The organism is Ferruginibacter profundus (assembly GCF_054783275.1).
Map to the genome: position 1 here is coordinate 366209 of NZ_BAAGQW010000001.1, position 26836 is coordinate 393044.

The following is a 26836-nucleotide window of genomic DNA, read 5'->3' on the forward strand; positions in this document are numbered from 1 at the left end:
AACACAATTTCACGGAGTTTTTACAAAAATATTCCCTGTTTTAAAATAAAAAAACCGCTGCTACGTTATCAACTTACCTTTTAAAATCCTCTTAACCGGCATCAAAATTAATTTTAATTAGAAGCCAAAGCCTATGAGTAAATATGTACTTTTATCCGTCTTACTGATTGCTTTAAATTTAAACATCTCCGCACAGGAGTCGTCTTCCGTTAAAGTACAGGCATCCCAAAAACTCACATGGGACGAGCAGGAACCATTTGTAAATGGTTTTGCCCGGGTGTTAAAAAACAATAAATTCTCTTTTATTAATAAAGCAGGCAGTCTTATCAATCCACTTGAATTTGATGGAGCAAGAAATTTCAATAACCATCTTGCAGCAGTGCAAAAAAATAATAAATGGGGATTCATTGATGAATCGGGAAAAGTGATCATACCTTTTATGTATGATATTGTGTATGATTTTACAGAGAATATAACCGGCGTATTCGGCAATAAAAGATGGTGGCTTATCAATACCAAAGCACAGGTGATGAAAGCACTTGATATCACGGTTTTTTACGGTTACAAAAATGGTATTGCAAAAATTGAAAAGAACGGAAGGTATGGTACAATAAATGTTAATGGAGAAATTACATTCAATAAAGAGCAAAGTAATACTGCTATTACTAACGCAGTGCCTTATCACCCTTCTTTAAATTCTTTAACCAGTGCTATCACTGTCTGTCCTGAAAATATCGATTTTGAATATGGCTCATTTTTTAACTGGCAATGTTATTTAGGCCATGTGGATTCTGTTGGTAATACTAATGTGATCACACTGAATCCGTCGCCGCCAACACCTAACCGGCATACGCTTTATAACAGGGTTACGCCATCAGCCATTGACCCTTACGGTTTGTTTCCCACTAATCCTCCCGACGGGAGCAATTTTGCGTTAAGGCTGGGCAATACGCAAATTGGAGCAGAAGCAGAAGGAGCTACTTATGTGATAAGGGTTCCGGCTAACGATTCTAATTTTTCTATTAAATACGATTATGCGGTAGTGTTTGAAGATCCCGGCCATACGCTGTGGTCTCAACCAAGGTTCCAGGTAAATGTATTTGACTCTGCTGCCAATTCCTATGTAGACTGTGCTTCCTTTGAATATGTGTCTACAGCAAATCTTCCTGGTTTTACACGTTCTACGGTAGATACGGGTGTTATTTATAAACCATGGTCAACCGTTTTTTTAAGCCTTCGTGGTTACGCCGGTAAAACTATGTACCTGGAGTTTAAAAATGCGGATTGTGTAAGAAGGGGCCATTGGGGCTATTCTTATATTGATGTGGAAAAACCATGCGGACAATCAATTGAAATGGACTACGATTGTGCGCCGCCTCATATCACTCATTTAACTGCTCCTCCCGGTTTTCAGTTTTATAATTGGTGGGATTCTGCTTTCACTACCTTACTGGCAACCGGCCAGAATGCGGTATTGAACCCGGGGCCAACCATCAACACCACTATCTGGCTGGAGATGGTTCCTTTCAACAATTTTGGTTGCCTGGATACCATACCTGTAAAAATTACGGGGGAGTTTAAAGCACATTTTGATCTGTCGGATACATTAGGACTTTGTGCCCCACATACGTTTACTTTTTACAATCGTGATGTGCCGTCAACTTCGGCAATATGGGATTTTGGCGATGGTACTACCGGTACCGGAGACACGGTAACCCATACTTATGCATTGCCGGGAAGTTATATTGTAAAACTAAATGTGGTATTGCCGGGCGGATGCATTGGCAGTGTGATGAAACTGGTATCTGTAGTACAACCAGCCGGAAGTTTTTCTTTTAACGGGGGCAATCTTTGCGGCAGTCAAACAGTGCAGTTTAATGCTATCACCAGTAATGCAGATAGTTTATTCTGGAATTTTGGTGATGGTACAATTTTGCATACCACACAGGATACGGTATCACATACTTACCTTACTGCAGGTATCTATATTCCATCTCTTATTATACATTCCACAGGTGGCTGCCAGACACCGGTTCCTATTACCGATACTATCAGGATAGAAATACTTGATCCTGGCTTTATCAGTAACCAGGTAAAAGTCTGTGGCAGTACGACACTTAATTTCAGCGATACCTCCCATTCTTATTTTGGTATAACATCACGTATATGGGATTTTGGTGATGGTACTACAGGTAGTGGGGTTAATGTAAGTCATACCTATACTACTACCGGCACCTATAACGTAAGTTTATCTATTGCAGGGGCAAGTGGTTGTAATGACAATGTTGTAAAACCAATTTACGTAAAGGTAAATGATATGCCGGTTGTATCTATTGTTGGTGATACTGCTGAATGCCAATCGGTACCGGTTACTTTTACCAGTGCGGTGCAATCAGTTGATGCCATCAGTTTTTATCATTGGACATGTTCTAATGGTGTAACCGGATCATCTGCCAATATCACTATTAATTTTACCACAGCAGGTACGTATACTTTGCAACTAATTACCGCAACAGTAAATGGCTGTGCTGATACGGCTGTGCACACTATCACTATTCATCCCACACCTGATGTGGTGCAACCACCTAACCAGGTGTTGTGTAATGGTGATTTTGCTGCGGCAATTAATTTTTCCGGAGCTGTTCCGGGTACAATTTATAACTGGACCAATACCTATCCTTTAATTGGCCTTGCAGCAAGCGGCACAGGTAATATTGCATCATTCATGGCTTCAAGCAATGGAAACTCTGTAGCCAATGCTACTATCAGGGTAACACCAACAGCCAATGGCTGCCCTGGACCGTTTAAAACATTTCTAATCACAGTTCACCCAACGCCAAATGTGGCACAACCTGCCGATCAGACACTTTGTAATAACAGCGCTACCGCAGCAATAACTTTCAGCGGCACTGTTGCCGGCACAACTTATCAGTGGACGAATAACAACACAACCATTGGCCTGGCTGCAAGCGGGGCTGGAAATATACCTTCGTTTATTGGAAACAGTAATGGGGCAACTGTAAACACCGCTACTATTACCGTTACACCAATGGTTAATGGTTGCCCGGGTGCGGCTAAAATATTTACGATCACTGTTAATCCAATGCCCGATGTAGCACAACCTGCAGATCAGCAATTGTGCAGCGGTAATTTTACATCTGCAATCAACTTTACCGGCCCTGTTGCCGGAACACTCTATAGCTGGACCAATACTGCCCCCATAATAGGCCTGGCAGCAAATGGTACGGGTAATATTGCTTCATTCCAGGCAGCAGCTAATGGTAATGCCGTAGCCAACGCCACTATTACCGTAACTGCATCCATCAATGGTTGCGCAGCACCATCTAAAACATTCGTTATTACTGTAGAACCAACACCAAACGTAGTTCAACCGGCAGACCAGGCTTTATGTGATAACAGCAATACAACTCCTATTACTTTCAGTGGTGTTGTAAATGGCACAGTATATAACTGGACGAATAATAACCCTTCAATTGGCCTGGTAGCAAGCGGCACAGGAAATATTCCATCGTTTACTGCAAGCAGTAATGGCGCTGCAACTAATATGGCAACTATCACTGTAACACCCACGTTCAATGGTTGTCCGGGTACGCCAAAAACGTTTACAATAACTGTTAACCCAATGCCTGATGTGGTACAACCTGCCAATCAGCAATTGTGCAGTGGTAATTTTACATCAGCAATTAACTTTAGCGGGCCGGTTGCCGGAACTTTATATTCATGGACAAATACCAACACCATCATTGGTTTAGCTGCCAACGGTACAGGTAATATTGCATCCTTTGCTGCTTCAAGCAATGGAGCTAATGTTGCTGTAGCTACCATTACAGTAACGCCATCAACGGGGGGGTGTTCGGCACCTCCTAAATCATTTGTAATTACAGTTAATCCAACACCGGATGTTGTTCAACCCGCCGATCAAACACTATGCGATAACAGCAATACCACGGCAATTAATTTTGCCGGTGCAGTAACGGGAGCTACCTACAGCTGGACGAATAACAATACTTCAATTGGCTTAGCTGCAAGCGGTATCGGTAATATTCCATCCTTTACTGCAAGCAGTAACGGAGCAACAATCAATACAGCAACTATTACAGTAACACCGATGTTTAATGGCTGCCCCGGCACACCTAAAACATTTACTATTATTGTTAAGCCAATGCCGGATGTGGTACAACCTGCAGACCAGGCATTGTGTAGTGGCAACTTTACCGCACCCATAAACTTTACCGGGCCTGTTGCAGGAACAGTATATGCATGGACAAATACGAATACCGTAATTGGTTTAGCCGCAAGTGGTACAGGAAATATAGCATCGTTCCAGGCTTTAAGTAATGGTGCATCCGCTGCTACAGCTACTATTACTGTAACAGCTTCAGCCAATGGTTGTGCTGCTCCATCAAAAACATTCAGCATAACTGTTAATCCCACACCGGATGTTGTACAGCCAACAGATCAGTCTTTGTGTGATAACAGCAACACTGCAGCAATTAATTTTACCGGTGCAGTAACAGGCGCTACTTATAGCTGGACCAATAGTAATACTTCAATAGGTTTGGCGGCAAGTGGTACAGGTAATATTCCTTCGTTTACTGCAAGCAGTAATGGCGCAACAATCAATACTGCAACTATTACAGTAACACCAATGTTCAACGGATGTGCCGGTACACCAAAAACATTTACCATCACCGTGAACCCAATGCCAGACGTAGTGCAACCGGCAGACCAGGCATTATGCAGCGGCAACTTTACCACACCCATAAACTTTACCGGCCCGGTGGCAGGTACCTTGTACAGCTGGACCAATAACAATACAATAATTGGTCTTGCTGCAAACGGTACAGGAAATATAGCCTCGTTCCAGGCTTTAAGTAATGGTAGTACCACAGCTACTGCCACTATCACAGTAACAGCATCCGGCAATGGCTGCGCAGCACCGTCAAAAACATTCAATATAACAGTTAACCCTACACCTGATGTTGTGCAACCGGCAAACCAGGCATTGTGTGATAACAGTACTACTGCGGCCATAAACTTTACGGGAGCAGTGAGCGGTGCAGTTTATAACTGGACCAATAATAATCCTTCTATAGGTTTGGCAGCAAGTGGTACAGGGAATATTCCTTCATTTGCGGCAAGCAGCAATGGCGCAACTGTAAATACAGCTACCATTACTGTAATACCAACATTTAATGGTTGCCCGGGTGCTCCAAAAACATTTACTATTGTTGTTAATCCGATGCCTGATATTGTAAAACCTGCCGACCAGGATTTATGTAACGGCAATTTTACAACACCTGTGAACTTTACAGGATCTGTTGCCGGAACAGTTTATACCTGGACTAATACTTATCCTTTAATTGGCCTTGCAGCAAGCGGAACAGGAAACATTCCTTCATTCCAGGCTTCAAGTAACGGAGCTTCGGTTGCCACAGCTACTATTACAGTAAAAGGGAATGCCAATGGTTGTGCTGCACCGGTAAAAACATTTACCATAACGGCTAACCCTACACCAAATGTTGCACAACCAGCTAACCAGGCGGTATGTAACGGTGCCACAATAAATGCTATCAACTTTACCGGTAACGTTGCAGGTGCAGTGTATAACTGGACAAATAATAATCCTTTGATCGGTATACCAGCTACTGGTGCCGGAAACATTGCTTCTTTTACCGCAGTTAATAATACGGCTCTGCCCATTACCGCAACCATTACCGTAGTGCCGGCATCTTCAAATTGCCCGGGTACAGCAAAAACATTTACTATTACCATTAATCCAACACCAGCGGTTGATGCCACTACAGACGCTGTTGTTTGCCTGGGCAAAACAGTGCAGTTAAATGCTACCGGCGCTGCTCAATACACCTGGACCCCGGTAGATCATCTTACTTGTTCCACCTGTGCTAACCCGGTTGCCAAACCGGTTGATTCCATCGTGTACAAGGTAAAAGGAACCAGTTCTTTTGGTTGCGTTGCCTATGATTCGGTAGTATTAAATGTGATCAAACCATTTAAGATGAAAGTTTCACCCGATGATACTTTATGTATCGGTGAAAGTACCAGCATGCTGGCGTCAAATGCCAACAGCTACATCTGGTCGCCGCCAACTAATTTAAGCGGACTGAATACAGCTAATCCATCTGCCAAACCTTCTGCCACCATACGTTACCAGGTGATAGGTTTTGACGGTCATAATTGCTTTGCCGATACTGGTTATGTTTTAATAACGGTGGGGCCTAAGCCAAAAGTAAATATTGGCCCAGACAGAACTTTAGCAACCGGTACACATTTAACGCTTAACGGTGTTACGCAAAACGGGCCTATCATTAAATGGGAATGGACACCGGCATCAGAGTTAAGTTGCAGTGATTGTCCTTCGCCTTCTACCATAGTGAGGAACAATTCTTTCTATACCGTTCAGGTCACCAATACTTTCGGTTGTATTGCTGCTGATACCATCTTTATCAATTCTATTTGTAAAAGTGCACAGGTGTATATTCCTAATGCCTTTACCCCGGATAATGATGGATTGAATGATATCCTGATGGTAAGAGGAAGTGGTATTACCGTAAAATCGTTCAGGATATTTAACCGCTGGGGCGAACTGGTATTTGAAAAAGCAAATTTCTATCCTAATGATCCAAAATACGGGTGGGATGGAAAGGTGAGGGGAGTGCCGGCAACACCAGATGTGTTTGTATATACCGCAGAAATATTCTGTGATAACGGTATACCTTACACGTATAAAGGAAATATTACCATACTAAAATAATTATATAACCTATGAAGCCCGCTAAAAAAATATTCCTGCTGTTGGTAGTTACGCTGCTGGCTAAGTTTGCCGGCGCACAGGATATAAATTTTTCACAGTTTTACGATCTGCCCCTGCTTAGAAATCCGTCATTGGCCGGAATTTTTTCGGGAGATATCAGGATAACATCGGCATACAGAAATCAATGGCAGAGTGTAACCGTGCCTTACAGAACGTTTGGCCTTGGGGCTGAATTCAAGAAACCCATCGGAGAAAACTCAAACGACTTTTTTACTTACGGATTACAATTATCCAACGATATTGCAGGTGATTCAAAATTAAGCCGCACACAGGTTTTTCCTGTATTTAACTATCACAAATCATTGGGGGATAAAAATACCTACCTGTCTGCCGGTATAATGGGCGGGCCGGTAATGCAACGTTTCGATCCTTCCCGGTTAACTTTTGATGACCAGTATGTGAACGGTTCTTACAGCACTGCCAATCCAACCAAACAAACCTTCAGCAATACCAAGCTTACTTATTGGGATGGAACTGCAGGGCTTTGTTTCAGCAGTGTGGCAGGGGAGAATACAAGGTATTATATTGGTGTTGGCCTCTTTCATTTTACAGAACCTAAAGTGGCTTTTCAAAAACAAAATGATATTATACTGAATAAAAAATGGGTGGTTAATGGTGGCTTTGCAGCACCTTTAAGTGATGAGAACCGGTTGATCATGTACCTGGATTATTTTATGCAGGGTGGTGCAAGGCAGGGGCAGGGTGGTCTTATGCTTAACCACGACCTGGTTCAGTATGACGAAGAACAGAAAATAAGCGTTTCGGGCGGTTTGTTTTATCGCTGGAAAGATGCATTTATGCCGGTAGTAAAACTGGATTATTATGATTACAGTTTAGGAATGTCTTATGATGTAAACTCCAGTAAATTAAAGTCAGCATCACAATACAGGGGGGCATTTGAAGTTACGCTCTCTTACAAAGCGTTTAACAATAAGTATAATACTTCAGCCAATAAAGTAAAGTGCCCTTTGTTTTTTTAAATATAAAAAAACTAAGCAGCCATAAGATTCATCGTTCATAAGCATAACAATTGCCGGGTAAGCTAATTGCCTGGCGAGATTATTAATAGCCGGAATTAACGCCATTTTTTTGTGAAAATTGTTGACAAATACAAAGTATTGTTATCAACAAAACCCGCTGTTGGTATGGTTTTTGGCTAATAAAAGGAAAATCCAACTATATGAGAACCATTTCATTTTTAGTGATTGCCTGTGTTGTTTTATTTATTGTAATTTTTACACTGATCACCATTTTATTTATCAAATTTTAAACATGTTCACACTCATGTTGTGATCATCTTCCTTTAATGGAAATGATCGGTGCATTAATTTAAATGCGCTATACTTTCAGTTTCAGTAAAAACTACATTGCTGAAATCTTTCACCACATTATACAGCGTATCTCTTTCCACAGGTTGTCTTTTAACCTGTTTTATCAGTGTAACCAATTCGGCTGTACTCATCCTGGGTGTTTGTTCTTCACTGCCGGCCATGCTGTAAATTTTTGTGCTGTCGTCGATGGTACCATCAATATCATTTACCCCAAAGCTTAAACTCAATTGTGCATTCTGCCTGCCCAGCATTGGCCAGTAAGCTTTAAGGTGAGGAAAATTGTCTAAATAGATCCTGGCAATTGCATATAGCCTCATATCTTCTGTAATAGTACTTTCCGGTACGTGGCTCATATCATTATCGTGGTTACGGAACTTTAAAGGAATAAAAGTATTAAAACCTTTGGTTTTATCCTGCAATTCACGCAGTCTCCTCATGTGGTCAATGCGGTGTTCGTATTTTTCAATATGGCCATATAGCATAGTGGCGTTACTATGCATACCTAATTTATGCGCTTCTTCATGAATAGCCAGCCAGCCATCAGCATTCACTTTATCAGCACATATCTGTTCTCTTATTTCGGGATGAAAGATTTCTGCACCGCCACCAGGTAAGCTATCCAGTCCTGCGTCATGCAATTTCTTCATGCCCTCGGCGGTGGAAAGTTTGGCTTTGCGGAACATGTAATCCAGTTCAACGGCGGTAAATGCTTTTACATGCAGTTCCGGACGATGGGCTTTTATCTTTTGCATCAGCTCAATAAAATAATCCATATTCATTTTAGGGTGTACGCCACCTACAATATGCACTTCGGTAATAGGTTTGCCATCGTAGGTTTTCACGATGTCCAGCATCTGGTCGATGCTGAGTTCCCAGCCCTCTTCCTTGTGTGCGTACAAGCGGCTATAGCTGCAGAATTTGCAACTGAATACACATACATTGGTAGGTTCAATGTGAAAGTTGCGGTTGAAATAGGTTTTATCGCCGTGCAGTTTTTCCCTGATGAAATTGGCCAGGGCTCCCACAAAAGCAAGGCTGCCTTTTTCAAAAAGCACCAGGCATTCCGCATCGGTGATCCGCACGCCGTCTTTTACTTTTTGTGCAATGCTTTGTAAAGCTTTATCTGTAGTGGAATTGATTAAAATATCTATTGAAGTACTCATTGGAATGTTTTTGCAAATTTACGACGATAATAGAAGTTGTAACATTATTTTTTATCTTCACCCGGAAAGATATTCTACCCATTATTAACCTGATTTTTTCGTGTGACACATAAACTGTTTATTTTTTGCTTTATTAGTTTCTTTTTTAGCTCAACAGGTTTTGCACAGTACAAGTACATTTATTATTTCGATAAAGATTTAAATTCCTGTAAGCTGGCCGAAGCCATAATTACCGGAAAAGGCTATAAGGATGAAGGACTTTTTAAATTAGATTATTTTGTTAATCAAACAGGTCTTTTACTAATGACGGTACATTATACCGATTCCACTTTAAATGTACCGCAGGGTTTATTCCGGTCTTATTATAGTAATGCCGTTTTAGAAAAAGAGGGCAATTATGATAACGGGCTTTGGCAAGGGCTTTGGCAGCAATGGAACGATAAAGGATTAAAGACGGATTCAATTATTTATGACAAGGACATAAGGATCAGGTTTGCGAAATTTGAATATTACGGTAAAGAAAAAGCAAGAACGTTGTATACATTTACAGACAGCCTTGCCAATACCTATACGCAATTATATTTTTTTAATAATGGCAATCCTTCCAGCGAAGTTGTATTTACAGGACAAAAAGGGGTATTGAAAAAGTATGATAACACAGGCACGTTTATAAAATCAGATTCTGTTTTCAGCAGGGAAGAGATAGAAGCTTCTTTTCCCGGCGGGCCACAGGCATGGAATGAGTTTCTAAAAAAGAATCTTCATGGAGATGTGCCATCAGACCACGGGGCACCAAACGGAATGTATACTGTAGTTGTAAAATTCAGGGTTACAAAAGACGGAACACTTGCTGATATTGTAACTGAAACCAGTCCCGGTTATGGTATCGAAAATGAAGCTATCAGGATCATGAAAAAATCACCCAAATGGATTCCTGCAAAACAATATGGCCGGTTTGTGAATGCCTACCGGAGACAACCGCTCACTTTTTTAGTGGACAACGGAAGATAATTTTCTGCCATTTTTTACTGAATAAATGTATATCTTCCAAGTCTAAACTAAAATAGGCATGAGTATTAAGTTTCGTCTTACGGTGATGAATTTTTTGCAATTCTTTGTCTGGGGTTCCTGGCTAATAACAATTGGGGCTTACTGGTTCCAGAATAAGCATTGGGCAGGAGATAAATTTGGAGTTATCTTTTCTACAATGGGTATTGCTTCTCTTTTTATGCCATCAATAATGGGCATCATTGCAGACAAATTTATTAATGCAGAGAAATTATATGGTATCTGCCATATTTGTGGTGCGGTGGTTCTTTTTACATTGCCAATGGTAGCTGATCCCACCACTTTCTTTTGGGTAATATTACTCAACATGATTTTTTATATGCCTACCATTGCATTGGCAATTGCAGTAGCCTATACTTCGCTTAAAAATAATGAAAAAGATGTAGTGAAAGATTATCCACCGATCAGGGTGTGGGGTACAATTGGTTTTATTGCAGCACTCTGGGTGGTAAGCCTGCTGGGGTTTGAAACCTCTGCCAGCCAGTTTTATGTGGCTTCAGCAGCATCGTTGTTTTTAGGAATATATTCTTTTACCCTTCCTAAATGTCCGCCGCAACTTACCGGCAAGCAAAATCAATCTTTTGTTGATGCGATGGGCCTCACTTCTTTCACCCTGTTTAAAAATAAAAAAATGGCGATGTTTTTTATTTTTTCGATGTTATTAGGAGCCGCATTACAATTAACTAATGCATACGGGGATACTTTTTTACACGACTTTGCCAATGTGCCTGCTTACAAAGATGCAATAGCTGTTAAGTACCCTGCTATTATCATGTCCATCTCTCAGATATCAGAAACGTTATTCATTCTTGCTATACCGTTTTTCTTAAGAAGATTTGGTATTAAGCAGGTAATGTTGTTTAGTATGTTTGCCTGGGTACTCAGGTTTGGGCTTTTTGCCTATGGTAATCCGGGCAATGGACTCTGGATGATCGTTTTATCATGCATCGTATATGGTATGGCGTTTGATTTTTTCAATATCTCCGGTTCTCTTTTTGTAGAAACACAGAGCGACCCCAAAATAAGAGCCAGTGCACAGGGGCTTTTTATGATGATGACGAATGGGGTAGGTGCAGTATTGGGAAGTTCTGTAAGTGGGTTCATCATTCAAAAATATTTTACAGCTGCTGACAGTACCAAAGACTGGTATCACATATGGTTAGCTTTCGGTGCTTATGCATTAATAGTCGGTGTTTTGTTTTTAGTTTTATTTAAACACAAACACAATCCGCAGGAAATACAAAACGTAACGCATTAAAATAAAATCCCTTCAACTTTTGAAGGGATTTTTATTACAACAATGCTGAGCAATTATTTTATAGGTTCTGATTTTTTACAGAATTTAATTTTAGTGGTATTAGTACGCTGAAATTTTATTTCGGCACAATAATCGAAACTATAGTTTCAATGTATAACAAAGCCCTCACAAAAATGCGAGGGCTTTAATTTTAAAGCTGTAGTAAATTACTTCAACGCTTCTATCTTTTTTACAAAGTTTGCTTTTGGTTGTGCGCCAACTAATTTATCAACCACCTGTCCGCCTTTTACAAAAAGTATTGCAGGAATGCTGGTGATACCGTAGTTCATAGAAACCTGGGGATTGTGGTCCACATTTACTTTACCAATATTAACCTTGCCTTCGTATTCTTTTGATAATTCTTCAATTACCGGGCCTATTGCACGGCAAGGACCGCACCATTCTGCCCAAAAATCAATAACGGTTAATTTATCGCTGTCTAAAACGTCTGTCTTAAAGTTTGCATCTGTGAATTCGTGTGCCATAATATATTTTTGTTTAAATTTTATAGAGAGAGGACAAATTTAAGTCCAATCCTGTTAATGTGCTGTTATGACATATCCACATAGTGTTAATGTGCCAATTTGAAGGGGAAATTATGCCACTGCGGCAATTACAGATGTCATGACGGCTTCAGGCCATCGTAATTGCTGTAGGCCATTTAGGCCGTCACCACGCTCACTTCCACATCTATATTATCATTCAGGAATACCGCCATCTCGTCGTTCATGGTAAAGCCTTTTTCTAAACTGTACATACCCACTTTATGATTATTACGTAAATCCTTTACATTGAATTTGATAGAAGTTTTACCCGGGTTAGCCTTAATATTCTGATCGATAAAATTGATAAAATCGGCATTTACAAATTGCGGCTGTACGTCAATGATCACCTGTTTGGTAAGGGCTGTTTTTACCGTTTCCAGCAAATGAATCTTACTTAATGCAAATTGATATTCGTTGCTGTTGTAGCGTTGTTTAAAACCGCCTTCTACCAAAACGATCATTCCTTTTTCTAAATAGTTCTGGTACTTTACATAATCTTCGCTCCACAGCATAAACTCTGCTTTACCACTAAAGTCTTCAATAGTCAGGATACCAAAATTTTTACCGGTTTTGGTAAGCCGGTGTGCCGCATCAATTACCAAACCTGCCACACGAAATTGTTTTGCAGGATTAGGATTACTGTTTACTGAATTTTTAAATTCTACGTAATCAGCCAGCGAAGTGATATTATAATGTTTTAATTCAAATTTGTAATTATCCAAAGGATGTCCGCTGATGTACATTCCGGTAACTTCTTTTTCATAATCCAGTTGCTGTACCAATGGCCAGGGTTCGCAAACGGATAATTTGGGCGGCATAATTTCCGGCATTGCCAAATCACCAAACAAAGTATTGCTGGTGCTGGCTGCCTGCGATTGAAAAACGTTACCAAACTTAACTATCTTTTCCAGGCCACTAACATCACCTGGTGCGGCATAAAAATATTGTGCACGTATCACATCTGTAAAGCAATCAAAAGCGCCGCTGTAAGCTAAGCTTTCCATTGATTTTTTGTTTACCGATTTACTGTTACATCTTTTGGCCAGGTCAAAAATACTTTTGAAAGCACCATGCTTATCTCTTTCAATAATAATATCTTCAATTGCTTTTTCGCCCACACCTTTTAAGCCGCTGAAACCAAAGCGTATCTCGCCTTTTTTATTTACTGCAAAACCATTCTGGCTTTCATTAATATCAGGCCCCAGAACCGTTAACCCCATGCGCTTGCATTCTTCCATAAAGAAAGTGATCTTTTCAATACTGCCTGCATGATTCAGTACTGCCGCCATATATTCACTGGGGTAGTGGGCTTTTAAATAAGCCGTTTGATAAGCCACAAATGCATAACAGGTACTATGCGATTTATTGAAAGCGTACTGGGCAAAGGCTTCCCAATCCGTCCATATTTTATTTAATTTATCTTCAGGGTGTCCCTTGGCGGTAGCCCCGGCAATAAACTGCGCTTTCATTTTATCCAGCACCGCAATCTGTTTTTTACCCATCGCTTTACGCAATACGTCCGCATCCCCTTTACTAAAGCCGGCTAGTTTTTGCGATAATAACATTACCTGTTCCTGGTACACCGTAATACCATAGGTTTCTTTCAGGTGTTCTTCCATATCAGGCAGATCATACTCCACCTGCTTTTTGCCATGCTTACGATCGATGTAATCAGGAATATAACTCATCGGGCCGGGACGGTACAATGCGTTCATCGCAATCAGGTCATCAAATTTATCCGGTTTCAGTTCACGCAGGTATTTCTGCATACCGGCACTTTCAAACTGGAAGGTACCGTTGGTATCGCCTCTTTGATAAAGAGCATAAGCTTTTTCATCATCCAGGGGAATATAATCAATATCGATAGCAACGCCGTGGTTCTGTTTGATCAGCGACAGTGCTGTTTTAAGAATACTCAGGGTTCTTAATCCCAAAAAGTCCATCTTAATTACACCGGCTTCTTCAATAGAGTTACCCTCAATCTGTGTTAACCATAATTCAGATTCTTTTGAAGTGGCAACAGGTAATAATTCAGTAAGGTCCTTAGGTGCAATGATGATGGCTGATGCATGAATACCTGTATTGCGAACAGAGCCTTCTAAAATTTCTGCTTCGTGAAGAATGGTGCTCCGCAGATCGTTGCCGGCATAAATTGCCCTTAATTGTTTTACATTATCCAGGTCATCAGGTTGCAGGGCTTCTTTTTCTTCCAAAGATTTTTCTCCTGCTTTTGCTTCCTTGATGGTGAATGGCGCATGCAATAATCTTTTTAAATTAATACCCGGCCGTTCCGGAATTAATTTGGTAAGAATGCGGCTTTCCGGCAAAGGAAGATCCATTACCCTGGACACATCGGCAATACTACTTTTTGCTGCCATGGTACCATAAGTGATGATCTGGGCTACCTGGTTCTTACCATATTTCTGCACTACATAATCAATTACTTTTTGCCTTCCGTCATCATCAAAATCCGTGTCAATATCGGGCATGCTCTTACGCTCCGGGTTCAAAAACCTTTCGAACAGTAAATTGTATTTTATCGGATCAATATTAGTGATGCCAATGCAATACGCCACTGCACTGCCTGCTGCAGAGCCACGGCCCGGGCCAATGAACACGCCAATATCCCGGCCGTGTTTAATAAAATCACTTACAATTAAAAAGTAACCGGCAAAGCCCATCTTCCTGATAACACCCAATTCAAACTGCAAACGCTCTTCACTTTCTGGAGTAAGAATTTTGTAGCGTTCTTTTGCGCCGCTCCAGGTTAAATGTTCTAAATAATCATCCTGCGATTTGTAGTTGGCCGGCACTTCAAAAAAAGGCAGTAATATTTCTTTCTTTAAATTAAGTACATCAATTTTATCAACTACTTCATTGGTGTTGTCAATCGCTTCCGGCAGATCTTCAAACACTTTTATCATCTCTGCAGTGTTCTTCAAATAAAACTGGTCGTTAGGAAAACCAAAACGTTTATTTTTTATGGATACATCATCATCACTGAATTCACGGTTGGCAGGAGTGGCCTGCTTTTCGCCGGTGTTGATGCACAATAAAATATCATGGGCATTAAAATCGCTCTGGTCAACATAATGGCTATCGTTACTGGCAATAACTTTTACGTTGTATTTTTTTGCAAACTTTAATAAAATGGCATTTACTTTTTCCTGGTCGGGAATGCCGTGGCGTTGCAACTCAATATAATAATCCTGCTGAAAAATATTCAGCCACCATTTAAATTCGTTCTCGCCTTCCTCTTCGCCATGTTTTAAAATGGTTTGCGGTACCAATGCTCCCAGGCAACAGGTAGTAGCAATTAATCCTTCGTGGTATTTATGAATGAGTTCCTTATCAATACGCGGATATTTGGAATACATGCCTTCAATATATCCCAGAGAGGTAAGCTTGACTAAATTTTTATACCCCTGTTCATTTTTGGCCAACAGTATCTGGTGGTGCCGCGGATCTTTTTCTTCTTTGCTGAATGTTTTGCGGTGCCTGTCGGTGGTAATGTAAAATTCACAACCTACAACCGGCTTTACTTTAAGTGAGCCATCCGCATTTTTATGGTTATGTGCTTCTTTTACAAATTCAAAAGCGCCAAACATATTACCATGATCGCTGATGGCCAATGCAGGCATACCATCTGCAATGGCTTTTTTATACAGGTTCTTAATAGAGGCAGCGCCATCCAGTAAAGAAAATTGTGTGTGTACGTGTAAGTGAGAAAATTTCATGCCCTAAATCCCTAAAAGGACTTTTAAATTAAGATGATGTAAAAGCTTTTTGTTTTTTATACACCCGGTCTTTGAAATACGACTATTGATATTGTAATTCACAGACTAAGGACCCTTCAGGGGGTATTGCAAATATCGTTCATTATAGCTGCTGACGAATGTTGTTTTTTTCCACAGCAGGTACTTGTTTTGAGAATATACCAACTGGTGGGTATTTCAGGGGTTGTTGTAAAGATTATTTTTGATTTCAAATAAACATATTATGAAACAATTACTTAGTGCTATACTTTTTCTTTTTACCACTACTACTTTATTTGCCCAGCAACCTGCGGCAGATAAGATATCGGTAATAATAAAAGACGGCAAATTCACCATTGATAAAGCGGTAATAAGTGATGGCTGGCGTAAAGATGTGGCAAGTGTTGTACTGGGTATTCCGGAACGCAAAAGACCGGGCTATAATACCACTTACACTTATGATAATTTCGGCATCGTGCTGTTTGAAAAAAATGATGATAAACTGCCATCGGGAACATTGTCGGAAGTGCAGTTTTACATATCTGCCGGCGATACCAATGCCGTAACACCCCGGGGCTTCTATGCAGGAAAAATACAGGTTGAAAAAGTGAAAATAACAAGCAATCTCGATTGGAAGACACTTAGGGAAAAACTAAAAGATTATACGCCTTCAGAAAGCTATATGCCACATAATTTCCGCCTGGCCTATAAGGGTATTTATATTTATTTTAAGTATAATGATGCGGAAACGATTTTGCAAAAGATGAGCATTGGCGTTGATAAAGGCAATAAGTAACACCCTTGCAGAGGCAGGTAGCGTAACAGCAAGTACATTATTGGCGGCTGCAATTGCAGTATACAGCATAGTTACAGCCCGATTTGTTAAAAAGGAGAAGCACTACAATTATTTTACTGTCAATACGTTAACTAATTAAAATCGATAAAAATGCCTGAAAAGCTTGTATATCCCGGTAATGGGATGTACCTTTGCAAAGCATTAGAGAAAAAATTTATTTATTAATTAGTTTGTAGGACAAGGTTTAAAGATCGGATTAGATAAACAGCGTAATTAAAGAAGAATCAGACGACCAAAGAACACAAGATTAAGTCGTACATACGCTTAAACCAAAAGTTTACGTATGAAACACTTATTTTTTGTTTCTGTTGCCGCTGGCATATTTTCAGGAACATCAATATCCGTTAAAGCCCAGACTGCTGTTAATTCGGTGAAGTTTGTGGGGCCACAAAAAAAATCCGTACAATTTATTGAAGGCATTGAGATAAAGCGTGACGCTCAGTCTACCGCCGAACCTGATGTTTGGGCAACTAAGCCTGTAGTGAAACCTGTACCTGCTACAGTCACCAAACTTACTTATAAAAATGCCACTGCTAATTCCGGTACTTTTATTGAAAGCTGTACCTCATTACAATTTAAATATGCCCAGTTGATGGATGTGGATGTGGAACTGATCACCAATACCAAATTGTATACTGTAATTGAAGACTGGTGGGCTACACGTTACCGTTATGGCGGTACCAGTAAAAAGGGAATTGACTGCAGTGCTTTTACCGGGGCATTACTGAATGAAACTTATGGATTGAATATGCCCAGGACTGCAAAAGATCAATATGCCATTTGTGATAAAGTGGAAAGAGAAAATCTTGCTGAAGGCGACCTGGTGTTTTTTAATACAAGAGGCGGCATCAGTCATGTAGGAGTTTACCTGGCAAATGGTTATTTTGTACACAGCAGTGTGCATGGCGGTGTAACCATCAGCAGCCTTGATGAAGATTATTATAACAGAAAATATATTAGCGGGGGCAGGGTGACGCAGCAGTAAGTTATTTGCTATGAAAATTAGAAGGGAGCCGCAGGGCTCCCTTTTTTTATTGCGTTGAATTTGATTTATGTTGTAATACCGCCTTCGGCGGGTAAACCAGAACACTGATTATTATGATGGTTAAGATTTGCACTGATCAATCATCATCTTAAAAATCTGCGTTCCAAAAATTAGCACTTGCAGTGCTAATTCAGCAAACTATCAATGTCATTCTATCTTTCTTGCTTTCACATAAAAATTCGGATTCACCACAAAGGTTTTCTTATCATACCAATCGGCTAAATTCAATGTTTGCCATGTTGCGGTTGGCTTTATCCATTGTTCGCTTTTATCTTGCTTGCCGAAAGATACTTTAAGTGGTAAATTAAAACCGGCTACCACACTGTCATAACGATAAGAAACTTTATTGCCGTCAATTTTATATTGCAGCACAGGAATCATTGTAGTGCGTAAATACTGGTCAAATACTTTACTGAAATCGATCTTGCTTTGTTTGCTTACATAATCTTCAATTTGTTTGGTAGTAACTGTTTGATGATAAAATGTTTTATTCAATCCTCTTAATATCATCCTGAATTTTTCATCATCATTAATTACCTGGCGGATGCTGTGCAGCATATTACCACTCTTGGGATACATATCGCCACTGCCTTCCTGGTTTACATTGTACGGGCCAATGATGGGGATGTCATTTCTTATGCCCCTTCTTGTACCAATACAATAGGCATTGCCTGCTTCTTTTCCATACCAGAAATCGGTGAACAAGGTTTCGCTGTAATTGGTAAAGCCTTCATGCACCCACATATCGGCAATATCTTTACTGGTGATATTGTTGGCAAACCATTCGTGGCCGCTTTCATGCACAATAATAAAATCCCATTTCAATCCCCAGCCGGTACCGCTCTGGTCCCTGCCCAGGTAACCATTCTGGTAACCATTACCATAAGCGGTGGCGCTCTGGTGTTCCATTCCCAAATGCGGCGCATCTACCAATTTGTATCCATCGGCATAAAAAGGGTAGGGGCCAAACCAATGCTCAAATGCCTTTATCATTCTTGGCGCATCGGCAAAATGTACTTTGGCTTTTTCTAAATTCTCTTCTAATACCCAGTAATCCATATCCAGGTCACCTTTTTCGCCTTTGTATACTTCACTAAAATGAGTGTATTTTCCTATGTAGGGAATGATATTATAATTGTTGATCGGTTCTGTAACAGCCCAGTCGTATGTGGCTGTACCATCACCATTATTTATTTTGCCACGGTAGCGGCCATTGCCTACGCACACCAAACTATCCGGGCATGTTATGTGCATTTCGGCACTATCAGGTTCATCGGTCTGGTGATCTTTGCAGGGGTACCATACACTGGCGCCTAAACCCTGGCAGGCAATGCTTACCCATGGGCTACCATCCTTGCTTTTCTTCCAGATCAAACCTCCATCCCATGGCGGGCGGCGGGCAATACGGGGTTTACCGTGGTAGTAAATGTGTACTGAATCGATACCCCCTTTTTTTAAATTTAGCTTACTGAAATCGATAAAGTAAGCATTTCCATCTTTTGTGAATGGTACTTTGTAATTACGCCATGTTGTTCCCATTCCACCTGCTAGTGGAGATTTTTCAGTAGTTGTTGTACTTAGTGTAATAAAATCTATGATCATTGGTTCCTGCAGATCAACCTGCATTACTTTCCCTTGTTTTAAAATTTTAAATGCGATCACGTTATGACCACTAATCGTACTATCCACAATATTAAATTTCACGTGCAGATCATATTTCAATACATCCCACCAATCCCTCGAAGGGCCGTAGGTGCCACGTAATGTATCAGCATGTGTAAATGCTGCCATCTTTTTTAAAGGCTGTGCCTGTAAATGGATAATGGATAATGAGGTAATGAATAATGCTGTAAAAATTGCAGCGGCTTTTTTTAAGTGCAACATCTTTTTGGTGGGTTTGTTTTTGATTGCATAAATTTATGAAGAATAAGTATAACTATGTATTTAAAGCAGCACCACTCATCATTAATTCAATTGCTAAAAAAATATACTGCATCTGCTATAATAAATTATTCATTATCTATTGTCTCCTTATTCATTATTTTCTTATCCATTTTTGCATTCTCCTGTAATTCACATGAGCATGCGGGTAAAAAAATATTTCACTATAACGAAAGCAGTGGCCTTGCTTCGCTTGATCCGGCGTTTGCAAAAAACAAACAGGTAATGTGGAGTGTACACCAGTTGTACAATACTTTGGTGGAGATCGATAGCACGATGCAGCTGGCCCCATCACTGGCAAAAAGCTGGACCATCTCTCCTGATAATTTAATTTTTACTTTTTATTTAAGGGATGATGTGTTTTTTACAGACGACGCCTGTTTTACAAATAACAAAGGCAGAAAATTAACTGCACATGATGTGGAATACAGTTTTAAAAGAATTGTAGATAAGAATACGGCAAGCCCGGGAGCATGGATATTCAATAACAGGGTTGATTCTGTTGAGGGATTTAAAGCCATTGATGATACTACGTTTCAATTAAAACTGATCAGGCCTTTTCAATCTATACTGGGTATTTTAAGCATGCAGTATTGTTCTGTTGTGCCGAAAGAAGCGGTATTAAAATATGGTAACGATTTTCGCCGCCATCCTGTGGGCAGCGGGCCATTTAGTTTTGTTGCCTGGGAAGAAGGCCAGGCATTGGTGTTGAAGAGAAATCCCGATTATTTTGAAAAAGACGCTGACGGAACAAGGTTGCCACATATCGATGGTATTAAAGTTTCTTTTTACGATAGCAAGGCCACTGAGTTTTTAGAATTTCAACAGGGCCGTTTGGATTTTATAGACGATATCGATCCTTCTTTTAAAGATGAAGTGCTGACTAAAACCGGCAACCTGAAAAAAATATGGGAAGGCAAGATTGAATTGCAGAAGCAACCTTATCTGAACATAGAGTATTTAGGTATTTTGACAGATGAACAAAATCCATTGGTGAAAAATTCTCCTTTGCGTTTGCAAAAAATAAGGCAGGCTATCAATTACGGTTTCGACAGGAGAAAGATGATGTTGTATTTGCGTAATTCCATTGGCATTGCAGCAGAGAGTGGTTTTGTGCCCTGCGGTCTACCTTCTTTTGATTCGGTAAACGTAAAAGGTTACCAATACAATGTGGCCAAAGCAAAACAATTATTAGCAGAGGCCGGTTATGCGGAGGGTAAAAATCTGCCTGCAATCAAATTACTTACCATTCCCATTTATGGTGACCTGGGAAGTTATATCGCCAATGAATTACGGCAGATAGGAATTAATATTGAAGTGGAAGTGGTACAGAAAAGTTTATTGCTGGAACAAACTTCAAAATCGCAGGCCTTATTTTTCCGTGGCAGCTGGATAGCGGATTATCCTGATGCAGAAAATTATTTAAGTGTTTTCTACAGTAAAAATCCTGCGCCACCCAATTACACCCGGTATAAAAATCCTGCTTACGATCTGTTGTACGAAAAAGCTTTATCAGAAAAAAACGACAGCCTGCGGTATACACTCTATCAGCAAATGGATAGATTAATTATTGAAGATGCGCCGGTAGTACCCTTGTGGTACGATATGGCGATTCATTTAGTGCATACCAACATAAAAAATTTTCCGCCCAATAGTTTGAATTTACTGGAACTAAGGAGAACCAGGATAGAGTGAATTATTGAATAACAAAAAGTATTTAAATAAAAATGTTCAATCTTCAAAGCTGAATATCGAGCGTTGAACATTGAACATTGAGCATTTTCTTTAATGCTTCTTCAGCTTATTCTTAAACACTTTCTCAAATTTTTCCAGCTTGGGCCTTATTACAAACTGGCAATAGCCCTGGTTGCTGTTATTGTTGTAATAATTCTGGTGGTAAGCTTCTGCAGGATAAAACACTTCAAATTTTTCCAATGTTGTAACAATTGGCTTATCCCATGCGCCGCTTTTATCTAATGCAGCTTTATATTTTTCTGCTTTAGCTTTTTGTTCTTCGTTATGATAAAAAATCGCACTGCGGTATTGCGGTCCTACATCGGCGCCCTGCCTGTTTAAAGTAGTAGGGTCATGTACCTGCCAGAAAATTTCGAGTAACTCATCATAAGTTATTTTTGAAGAATCATACACCACATTCAGGCATTCTGCATGGCCTGTGGTTTTGCTGCATACTTCTTCGTAAGTGGGGTTTACCACAGTACCGCCACTGTAGCCGCTGGTTACGCTTACCACACCTTCCAGTTGCTGAAAAATAGCTTCTGTACACCAGAAGCACCCTGTACCAAATGTTGCAGTGTCTATGGTAGCCGGGTTGTTGGTTGTTGTCATTTTTTTATTCTCCTTTTTTGTTGTTGTATTATTATCTTTTTGTGCACAGGAGTATAATCCTGTAAAAACGAGGAACGAAAGAAATATTGACCTGAACATCATTTTTTGTTTATTTAATATACGCAAAGGTATTTTAGTTAGTTTGCAAAACGATTTTAGTTTAGATAAGTTTAACAAACCGAAATTATACTTTTATGGTAGCATTATTTTGTAAAACCAGGCTTCGTTGGCGCACTTCTCAACAGCGGATTTTTAATCAGCTTTTAGCTTTAAGCTTTTTGCTCTTTGCTGTATCTTCATGCCAGCATAAAAACCAACCACCAATGCAATCAGTAAAAGCTTATGCCTTTCGCTTAAAACCCGGGCAGGACCTTAAACAGGAAATACAAAAACTGGTTACCGAAAAGCAAATTAAAGCCGGATGGATCAGCACCTGCGTTGGCAGCCTGACCAATTACAATATCCGTTTTGCCAACCAGCCCAATGGCAGCAGCGATAGCGGCCATTTTGAAATTGTAAGTTTAACGGGAACAGTTTCTGTTAATGGTTCACATATTCACATCAGCATCAGCGACAGTACAGGTAAAACCATTGGTGGTCATTTGATGGATGATTGCAAAATTTATACCACGGCCGAAATTGTCATTTTGTCGGGCAATGACCTCATTTTTAAGAGAGAAAAAGATGATACTACACCATGGGAGGAACTACAGGTGGAGGAGGTGAAAAGTAACCAGTAATTTATGATCAGGTATGAAAAGTTTTTTAAAGATAGAGAACTGGTTGCTGATAGTGCCCATTATTTTATTGCTGGTTCAAAAAATTTATTTTACTGATGCTACAGTTGATTTTCACTTACATGATACCTACTTTGTAATTGCCGGTTTTTATTTCGGGATAGCAATATTGTTGTTTTGCTGGATATTGTATCTCTGTCATTTCTCATTAAGGGCAAGAAAAAGCGGGAGCAAAAAAATATTGAGAGCTCACGTAATAAGTACTGTTTTATTACTGGTATTTTTCTTTATTTGTGACTTCCTGGTGCCCTTATGGAATGCCTCACCGATGAAACCAAAACGGTATTATGATTACACAAGCTGGGATGCATTCAGGCAATACAATGTAATAAGTTTGTGGTTTGCTGCAATGTTTGTTGTATTCCTGGTAATCCAGGTACTATTCATTCTTTATACAATTGTACGCTTATTGGTAAAAAACAAATCCTCATAACTACTATTAATTTAAAGGAGCGTCGATTTAAATATATTGAAGTCCTCCACCGGGCACCAATGATTACTACCAGTGGTATTCAATATTCACTGCAAGGTCAGGATGCAGGCTTTTAGCCACAGGGCAATTATCACCCACTTTTTGTAAAACTGTTCTGTCCTTTTCGTCCAACTGTAAGGTTGCCGGAAAATTAAGTATCACGTCAATCCTTCCGATCCGTCTCGGGTCAGCAATCATATGCTTGGTTACATGTATGTTGGTGCCGGCCAGGTCGATATGCATATCATTGGCCTTTATGCCCATGGTAGTAATGATGCAGGTGGCAAGCGCAACGCAAACGGTGTCTGTGGGTGAAAACCTTTCCCCTTTGCCTCTGTTATCTGTGGGGGCGTCGGTTTCAATAACGGTGCCGCTTTGCAGGTGGGTACATTCGCAGCGGAGGTCTCCTTTATATAAAACTGTGGCCGTCATAATTTTGTGTTTTAAATTTTGTTAAATGCAGCGGTTATTTTGTCAAAAGTATCATCTTTACCAACTACAACCTATTTTTACATAAATTTACGTAAGTAAACCATGCACATGAAAAAATTACTATTCATACTGGCAGCATTATCCTTTTCAACCGGCCTTTTTGCACAGGAAAAAGAAAATACCAAAAAAGCTAAAAAGGAAGAAAAACGTAAACGTATTGATGCCCTGATCAAACAGGAAGAAGAAGGTGTGATTGCTTATAAAAAGCAAACTGCCTATGGCGTAAAGCTAACCAGTGATGGCTATGGTGCTTTTTTTGAAATCGGCAGGGCCAAATCAATAAAAAAATCCCTGTTGTTCCAGTTTGAAATAAGTGAGCGCAAACACCAGAAAGAAGAAAAGCTTACGAGCCTGGCCAATTTTTCAGCCCCTTTTATTTATGGTAAACTCAACTTTTTTTATCCCGTTAAACTAGGTGTTCAACAACAAATATTATTAGGAAATAAGAGCAATAAAAATGGTGTAAGTGTAACGGGTAATCTCGGCGGGGGATTAACACTTGGTTTTTTGAGGCCTTATGAAGTGGAAGTAGACAAGAATGGCACAAGAACTTTTGTTAAATATGATTCTCCCGATAGTTTACTTTTTGTGGGAGCCTATAACGATATCTCAGCTTCCGGCCCCAACTTTGGTACCGGCTGGAATCATTTAAAATTAACACCGGGTGTGTATGTAAAGCCAGCCGTTCGTTTTGACTACGGCAAATTAAACGAACTGGTAAGCGCCATTGAAGTAGGTGTAAGTGCAGAGTTCTATTCCAAGAAGATTCCCCAGATGTTATACACCAAGGAAAAGCAATTTTTCTTTTCGGCCTATTTTGCATTAATGTTTGGCAGGAGGAAATAAAATCTCCCAGCCCCACCCGGAAGGAAAGTTTAGCAGGGATTTAAGTAGCACCGGTAATATATTGCCTTATGGCATTTGACTATATTTACCAGCCCACAGTACAGCATTATTTTAATTCTTTACTTCTTACCTTTGTGCTTCATTAGTAAATTTTTCAGGGTCACGGGATTGGCCGCATTCTGTAAAGGAGCAGGCAAATGATAGATCCCGGATCTGACATCATAAATCATAAATCAAATGATTGAATTACCGGTAATAGATGGAACAGTAGAGCAGCAACCTAAAAAACCAAACTGGTTAAGGGTTAAATTACCTATTGGAGAAGAATACAAACACGTCAGGAATTTAGTAGATAAACATAAACTGCATACCATTTGCGAAAGCGGCAATTGCCCTAATATGGGCGAGTGCTGGGGCGAAGGAACGGCTACATTTATGATATTGGGTAATATCTGCACAAGGAGCTGCGGTTTTTGCAATGTGGCTACCGGCAGGCCGTTAGAGGTGGATTGGGACGAACCACAACGTGTGGCAGAGGCCATTAACCTGATGAAAGTAAAACATGCTGTAATTACTTCGGTTGACAGGGATGAATTAAAAGATGGCGGCAGCATCATCTGGTTCAATACCATTAAAGCAGTGAAAGCTTTAAATCCTCAAACTACTTTAGAAACCCTGATACCCGATTTTAAGGCTGAGAAAGAAAATATACAACGCATAATTGATGCAGCACCGGAAGTGGTGAGCCATAATATTGAAACAACCGAACGCTTAACCAAACAGGTTCGTATACAGGCCAAGTACTGGCAGAGTATGGAAACTTTAAAGATACTTAAGGAAGGAGGCATGCGCACCAAAAGCGGTATCATGTTAGGATTAGGAGAGGAGAAAGAAGAAGTGATACAAACTTTAAAAGACCTGTATGCCAGCCATGTTGATGTGGTAACGATCGGCCAATATTTACAACCTACAAAAAAACATCTGCCTGTTGCCCGTTTTGTGCATCCTGATGAATTTGCAGCATACAGGGAGATAGGCTATAATTTAGGATTTGATTATGTAGAAAGCGGCCCGTTGGTGCGTTCTTCTTACCATAGCGAAAAACATGTGATAAAAGGTTGGGGAAGGAATAAATGGGAGGAAGAAAAGAATAATGGATGATAAAATAAAGGACAATTGATAATGTCTTAAACTTTAAAATACCTGAGGAAAAAACGGACTGTATACAACGAAAAAATTATCCATTGCCCATTAAAAAATTATTAATTACCTGCCGAGCCATTCCTTAAACCCGTTCACTCTTTCCCTGCTTACAATAGTTTCTGCGGTTGTTGAAGGGCATATCTCTAATTTCAATCTTCCGCCTAACCAGGTATGTACTTTTTTTACGGCTTCAATATTTACCAGCAAATGGCGATTGATGCGGTAGAAATTATCGGGCTGCAATTGTTCTTCCAATTGCGACAGGTTGCTTTCTAATAAAAATTTAGTGCCATTAAAATCCACAGCATAACATAATTTGCCATCGGCAAAACAATATGCCGTGCTTTCGGTTTTTAAATAGCTCAGTTGTTGTCCTCTTTTTATCAGTAAGCGTTCTTTATATTTTACAGCATTCATATCCTGCATCAGCTTTAAGATTTTATCCGAAAAATCGGTTGCCGCTTTGGGATAGAGTTGCCGGTATTTTTCTAATGATTGAAACAACTCATTTTCATCAATGGGTTTTAATAAATAATCGATGCTGTTTACTTTAAATGCCTTTAATGTGTATTGATCAAATGCAGTGGTGAAGATAACAGGGGTGGTAACTTTTACTTTTTCAAAAATATCAAAGCTTAACCCATCGGCTAATTGAATGTCCATAAATATCAGGTCGATATTTTGCATGGCAGATAAATAACGCACACTGGATTCGATACTATCTGCTTTATGCATGATCTCCACTTGATCACTGAAATTCAGCAATAATTTTGACAGCCGGTTGGCTGCAGGAATTTCGTCTTCAATAATTACAACTTTCATA

18 protein-coding genes are annotated in these 26836 nt (G+C 39.9%); 11 read left to right on the top strand and 7 right to left on the bottom strand.

What is annotated here, in order from left to right; genetic code table 11:
- Positions 1 to 133: 133 nt before the first annotated feature.
- Together ACYVM0_RS01425 and ACYVM0_RS01430 are read left to right on the top strand one after the other, a co-directional pair.
- Positions 134 to 6796 (top strand): PKD domain-containing protein, encoded by a 6663-nt coding sequence (locus ACYVM0_RS01425; RefSeq protein ID WP_460551355.1) that lies wholly within the window; start codon positions 134 to 136, stop codon positions 6794 to 6796.
- 11 nt (positions 6797 to 6807) lie between these two features.
- Positions 6808 to 7836: a PorP/SprF family type IX secretion system membrane protein gene (locus tag ACYVM0_RS01430; RefSeq protein WP_460551358.1), complete on the top strand. Its 1029-nt coding sequence runs from the start codon at positions 6808 to 6810 to the stop codon at positions 7834 to 7836.
- Between the two features lie 344 nt (positions 7837 to 8180).
- On the opposite strand, the gene mqnE is transcribed toward ACYVM0_RS01430, so the two are convergent.
- Positions 8181 to 9350 carry an aminofutalosine synthase MqnE gene (gene mqnE, locus ACYVM0_RS01435; protein WP_460551361.1) on the bottom strand — a complete coding sequence of 390 codons (1170 nt, stop codon included), beginning with the start codon at positions 9348 to 9350 and terminating at the stop codon, positions 8181 to 8183.
- Positions 9351 to 9452: 102 nt separating this feature from the next.
- On the opposite strand from mqnE, the gene ACYVM0_RS01440 reads away from it, so the two are divergent.
- The gene (locus tag ACYVM0_RS01440; RefSeq protein ID WP_460551364.1) at positions 9453 to 10361 is read left to right on the top strand and encodes an energy transducer TonB; all 909 of its coding nucleotides are present in this window, start codon (positions 9453 to 9455) and stop codon (positions 10359 to 10361) included.
- A 58-nt stretch (positions 10362 to 10419) separates the two neighbouring features.
- Positions 10420 to 11676 carry a nucleoside permease gene (locus ACYVM0_RS01445; RefSeq protein ID WP_460551367.1) on the top strand — a complete coding sequence of 419 codons (1257 nt, stop codon included), beginning with the start codon at positions 10420 to 10422 and terminating at the stop codon, positions 11674 to 11676.
- Between the two features lie 206 nt (positions 11677 to 11882).
- Here ACYVM0_RS01445 and trxA read toward each other — a convergent pair whose 3' ends face one another.
- The gene (gene trxA, locus ACYVM0_RS01450) at positions 11883 to 12200 is read right to left on the bottom strand and encodes a thioredoxin (RefSeq protein ID WP_430989065.1); all 318 of its coding nucleotides are present in this window, start codon (positions 12198 to 12200) and stop codon (positions 11883 to 11885) included.
- Positions 12201 to 12376: 176 nt separating this feature from the next.
- Positions 12377 to 15997, bottom strand: coding sequence for a DNA polymerase III subunit alpha (dnaE, locus tag ACYVM0_RS01455; RefSeq protein ID WP_460551371.1), 3621 nt, complete (start codon positions 15995 to 15997; stop codon positions 12377 to 12379).
- A gap of 262 nt (positions 15998 to 16259) precedes the next feature.
- Here dnaE and ACYVM0_RS01460 point away from each other — a divergent pair, with 262 nt between their 5' ends.
- Positions 16260 to 16811: a DUF7738 domain-containing protein gene (locus ACYVM0_RS01460; RefSeq protein ID WP_460551374.1), complete on the top strand. Its 552-nt coding sequence runs from the start codon at positions 16260 to 16262 to the stop codon at positions 16809 to 16811.
- Positions 16812 to 17154: 343 nt separating this feature from the next.
- Positions 17155 to 17856: a C40 family peptidase gene (locus ACYVM0_RS01465; RefSeq protein WP_460551377.1), complete on the top strand. Its 702-nt coding sequence runs from the start codon at positions 17155 to 17157 to the stop codon at positions 17854 to 17856.
- Between the two features lie 207 nt (positions 17857 to 18063).
- Here ACYVM0_RS01465 and ACYVM0_RS01470 read toward each other — a convergent pair whose 3' ends face one another.
- Complete coding sequence (locus ACYVM0_RS01470; RefSeq protein WP_460551380.1) at positions 18064 to 19800, bottom strand: M1 family metallopeptidase; 1737 nt, start codon at positions 19798 to 19800, stop codon at positions 18064 to 18066.
- Positions 19801 to 19854: 54 nt separating this feature from the next.
- On the opposite strand from ACYVM0_RS01470, the gene ACYVM0_RS01475 reads away from it, so the two are divergent.
- Positions 19855 to 21552, top strand: coding sequence for an ABC transporter substrate-binding protein (locus tag ACYVM0_RS01475; protein WP_460551383.1), 1698 nt, complete (start codon positions 19855 to 19857; stop codon positions 21550 to 21552).
- 90 nt (positions 21553 to 21642) lie between these two features.
- On the opposite strand, the gene msrA is transcribed toward ACYVM0_RS01475, so the two are convergent.
- Positions 21643 to 22305, bottom strand: coding sequence for a peptide-methionine (S)-S-oxide reductase MsrA (gene msrA / locus ACYVM0_RS01480; protein ID WP_460551386.1), 663 nt, complete (start codon positions 22303 to 22305; stop codon positions 21643 to 21645).
- Between the two features lie 221 nt (positions 22306 to 22526).
- Here msrA and ACYVM0_RS01485 point away from each other — a divergent pair, with 221 nt between their 5' ends.
- Entirely contained in the window at positions 22527 to 22943 is a 417-nt protein-coding gene (locus ACYVM0_RS01485; RefSeq protein WP_460551389.1) for a PPC domain-containing DNA-binding protein, read from the top strand.
- Between the two features lie 13 nt (positions 22944 to 22956).
- Positions 22957 to 23433: a hypothetical protein gene (locus ACYVM0_RS01490; RefSeq protein ID WP_460551392.1), complete on the top strand. Its 477-nt coding sequence runs from the start codon at positions 22957 to 22959 to the stop codon at positions 23431 to 23433.
- Positions 23434 to 23499: 66 nt separating this feature from the next.
- Here the strand turns inward: ACYVM0_RS01490 and ACYVM0_RS01495 are convergent, their stop codons facing one another.
- The gene (locus ACYVM0_RS01495; protein ID WP_460551395.1) at positions 23500 to 23904 is read right to left on the bottom strand and encodes an OsmC family protein; all 405 of its coding nucleotides are present in this window, start codon (positions 23902 to 23904) and stop codon (positions 23500 to 23502) included.
- 108 nt (positions 23905 to 24012) lie between these two features.
- On the opposite strand from ACYVM0_RS01495, the gene ACYVM0_RS01500 reads away from it, so the two are divergent.
- Both ACYVM0_RS01500 and lipA read left to right on the top strand, forming a co-directional pair.
- Entirely contained in the window at positions 24013 to 24810 is a 798-nt protein-coding gene (locus tag ACYVM0_RS01500) for a hypothetical protein (RefSeq protein ID WP_460551398.1), read from the top strand.
- A gap of 237 nt (positions 24811 to 25047) precedes the next feature.
- Complete coding sequence (gene lipA, locus ACYVM0_RS01505) at positions 25048 to 25971, top strand: lipoyl synthase (protein ID WP_460551401.1); 924 nt, start codon at positions 25048 to 25050, stop codon at positions 25969 to 25971.
- A gap of 105 nt (positions 25972 to 26076) precedes the next feature.
- Here lipA and ACYVM0_RS01510 read toward each other — a convergent pair whose 3' ends face one another.
- A complete protein-coding gene (locus tag ACYVM0_RS01510; RefSeq protein WP_460551404.1) occupies positions 26077 to 26835 on the bottom strand; it encodes a LytR/AlgR family response regulator transcription factor in 759 nt (252 codons plus the stop codon).
- Position 26836 lies beyond the last annotated feature (1 nt).